The 3,264-nt window shown below is 71.8% G+C and carries 5 protein-coding genes; 2 read left to right on the top strand and 3 right to left on the bottom strand.

Annotation, left to right across the window (positions count from 1 at the left end; all coding sequences use genetic code 11):
- Nucleotides 1-40: 40 nt before the first annotated feature.
- A complete protein-coding gene (locus SSOG_RS34390) occupies nt 41-859 on the top strand; it encodes an NAD-dependent epimerase/dehydratase family protein (RefSeq protein ID WP_009718879.1) in 819 nt (272 codons plus the stop codon).
- A gap of 79 nt (nt 860-938) precedes the next feature.
- On the opposite strand, the gene SSOG_RS34385 is transcribed toward SSOG_RS34390, so the two are convergent.
- Entirely contained in the window at nt 939-1,226 is a 288-nt protein-coding gene (locus SSOG_RS34385; RefSeq protein WP_039939339.1) for a hypothetical protein, read from the bottom strand.
- A 65-nt stretch (nt 1,227-1,291) separates the two neighbouring features.
- Nucleotides 1,292-2,128: a DMT family transporter gene (locus SSOG_RS34380; protein WP_009718877.1), complete on the bottom strand. Its 837-nt coding sequence runs from the start codon at nt 2,126-2,128 to the stop codon at nt 1,292-1,294.
- A 132-nt stretch (nt 2,129-2,260) separates the two neighbouring features.
- On the opposite strand from SSOG_RS34380, the gene SSOG_RS34375 reads away from it, so the two are divergent.
- Nucleotides 2,261-2,740, top strand: coding sequence for a TIGR03618 family F420-dependent PPOX class oxidoreductase (locus SSOG_RS34375; RefSeq protein ID WP_009718876.1), 480 nt, complete (start codon nt 2,261-2,263; stop codon nt 2,738-2,740).
- Here SSOG_RS34375 and SSOG_RS34370 read toward each other — a convergent pair.
- Nucleotides 2,727-3,264: cytochrome P450 (locus SSOG_RS34370; RefSeq protein WP_009718875.1), on the bottom strand; the 538-nt coding region annotated here is incomplete at its 5' end. The two genes, SSOG_RS34375 and SSOG_RS34370, sit on opposite strands and share 14 nt — an antisense overlap.

The raw sequence follows: 3,264 nt of genomic DNA, 5'->3' as shown, positions 1-3,264 counted from the left end.
CCCGCACCCGCACCCGCACCCGCCCGGAGGAGATCCGCCCATGTCCGCGCCCGCTCCCCGCACCATCCTCCTCACCGGCGCCGCCGGCGGCATGGGCACCCTGATGCGCGAGCTGCTGCCCCCGTACGGCTACGAGCTGCGCCTGTTCGACGTCGTCCCCATCCCCGACGCCCCGGACGCGATCATCGCCGACCTCGCCGACAAGGACGCGCTGCGGCGAGCCGTGGAGGGCGTCGACGCGATCATCCACCTGGCGGGCATCTCCCTGGAAGCCCCGTTCGAGAAGATCCTCGCCGCCAATATCCAGGGCACGTACAACCTCTACGAGGCGGCCCGCGAGGCGGGCGTCCGCCGGATCGTCTTCGCGTCCAGCAACCACGCGGTGGGCTTCACCCCCCGCCCCTCCGGCGACGACGCCCCGCTGATCCCGATCGACACCCCGCGCCGCCCGGACACCTACTACGGCATCTCCAAGTCCTTCGGCGAGGACCTGGGCTCGTACTACTGGGACAAGTACGGCATCGAGTCCGTCGCCATCCGCATCGGCTCCTGCTTCCCCGAGCCGACGAACGTCCGGATGCTGTCGATCTGGATGAGCCCCGCCGACGGCGCCCGCCTCCTGCACGCCGCCCTCACCGCCGAGGACATCGGCTACACCGTCGTGTACGGCAGCTCGGACAACACCCGCCTGTGGTGGGACCTCTCCTCCGCCCGGGCGCTGGGCTACGACCCGCAGGACGACTCGGAGCCGTACGCGGCGAAGCTCATCGCCGAACACGGCGAACTGGACCCGGCCAACCCCGACCACGCCAACCTCGGCGGCGCGTTCTGCACCAACCCCCCGATCTGGCCCCACTGAGCGCGACCGAAGGAGTGCTGGACTCCGTTACACCGGCCCACCACATCTCCCTGCGCCATCTCCAGCAGCTGCTCGCGACTCAACACCGGCCCTCGATCGTGACCTTCCGGATCCTGTTGGCGTCCCCCAGGGACCGCTTCGTGTTCGCCGCGACGCAGTAGGTGCGGTCCATGGCCCACTTGACGTCGGCCTTGACCTTCAGGCCGTCGCGCCCCGAAGTGCAGTGCTTCCAGTACAGCTTGGGGTCGCCGCGGAGGACGTACGCGCCGCAGCGCTCGCCTTCGGGGTAGTGGTCGTCGGCCACGGCGGGGGATGCGGTCAGCAGGACCGTGCCGACGGCGAGGGCGGTGAGAAGTCGGGTACGCATAAAAGCATCCTGGCCGCCGCGATCCGGCACCGTCACCCGAAGGACACGGCGTCACCCTAAAGGGTTCAGGTCAGGGCCAGGAGGCTGACGGCTACGGCGGCGGTGCCCAGGCCGACGAGTTGGCCGCGGTGGATGCGTTCGGCGAGGACGCCACGGGCGAGGAGGACCGTACCGGCCGGGTAGAGGGCGGTGATGACGGCGACGACGGCGAGGTCGCCGCTGCGGGAGGCGAGCAGGAAGAGGAGGTTCGCCACGGAGTCGAGCACGCCCGCGGTGGCCGACATGGCGTACGCTGGCCTTTCGGGGCCCAGTTTGCGGCGCATTTTCCCGGCCGCGGTCAGGGTGACGGCCGAGGAGACCGCCCGGCCCACGAGCAGTGGGGCCACGCCGCTGTCGGACGGCGCCTGGTGCAGGAAGACGAGCTGGAGGGCGATGGCGGCGCCCGCGCCGAAGGCCAGCAGCAGGGCCGTACGGGAGGGGCGCACCGTGCCCGCGCCGTGGCCGGCGCTGACCAGGATCACCGCCAGCAGGGCGAGCGGCAGGCCCACCAGCCCGGCGGCGCCCAGGCGTTCGCCCTGGAGCAGGCCGACGGCGACGGGCAGCGCGGCGGAGACGAGCGCGGTCAGGGGCGAGAGCACGTTCATGGGGCCGATCGCCAGGGTGCGGTAGAGCAGGGCGAACACGGCGGCCGAGGCGACGCCCGACGCGGCACCCCAGCCGAGGGCGCCGGGGCTGAACGAGGCGCCGAGCAGCGGCCACAGCAGCAGCTCGATCGCGAGACTCGCCGGGGCCGCGATCATCACGGTGCGCAGTACGTGGGCCTTACGGGCGCCCAGGCCACCGAGGAAGTCGGCGCAGCCGTAGGCGAGTGAGCTGCCCAGAGCCAGCAGCAGAGCGATCACGGTCATCCCCCTCATGTCTTGGAACGACCAGACCGTACGTCGGAACGCCCGGGCGGTGTCAAATAATCTACCGCGCAGTGCATTCCAATGGCCTCAGGGAATGCCCGGCAGACCGCCGCAGTTGATCGCGGCATGACTCAGAACCCGGCACCACGCCCGCTGTCCGACGACGCGGCCTCCGCGCTGCTCGCCGCCCAGCAGTTCGGCACGCTCGCCACCGTCAAGCGCAGCGGCCACCCTCACCTCACCACGATGGTGTACGGCTGGGACCCCGAGGCCCGCATCGTGCGGTTCTCCACCACGGCGGATCGCGTCAAGGTCACCCACCTGCGGCGCAATCCGCGGACGGCGCTGCATGTGCAGGGCGGCGACCCCTGGTCGTTCGCCGTGGCCGAGGGCGATGCCGAGGTCTCCGAGGTGACGACGGTGCCGGGGGACGCGATCGGGCGCGAACTGCTGGCGATACTGCCGGAGGCCGCGAAGCCGCAGGGCGCGGAGGCCGAGGACGCGTTCCTGGAGCAACTGGTCGCCGAGCGCCGGGTGGTCATCCGGCTGACGGTGGACCGGCTGTACGGGACGGCGTTGGACTTCGAAGCGACTAAGAAGCCCTGATCGTGGCGGGCATCGGACCCTCCGGGCGGACCGTGATGCCGAAGACGGTCGACGTCGGGGTCGTCTGGAACGCGGGGACGAAGGCGGGCAGCAGCCGCTTCAGCAGCTCGACCATCTCGCGCATCGCGAACTGCGCGCCCAGGCAGGCCCTGGCACCGAGGCCGAAGGGGAGGTACGCGCCGTGCCGGGAGGAGCGGTCCGCCGCGGCGAACCGCGAGGGGTCGAAGCGCTCCGGGTCGGGCCACAGGGCCGGGTCGCGGTGGGTGAGGTAGGGGCAGACGAAGATGTCGGTGCCCGCCTCGACGCGGTATCCGGCGAGGGTGTCGTCCTCGGTGGCGTGGCGCGGCAGCAGCCACGCCGAGGGGTAGAGCCGCAGGGTCTCGGAGGCGAGGGCCCGGAGGGCGTTTTCGCGTTCGGGTGAGTCCGCGGGGCCCGCGTCCAGGGCCCAGCGGCGTGCTTCGGGGTGGCGGTCGAGCAGCAGGTACAGCCAGGCCAGGGTGGTGGCGGTGGTCTCGTGTCCGGCG

This window comes from Streptomyces himastatinicus ATCC 53653 (genome assembly GCF_000158915.1).
GTDB classification, from domain to species: domain Bacteria; phylum Actinomycetota; class Actinomycetes; order Streptomycetales; family Streptomycetaceae; genus Streptomyces; species Streptomyces himastatinicus.
This window is presented reverse-complemented; position numbering and strand designations above follow the sequence as displayed.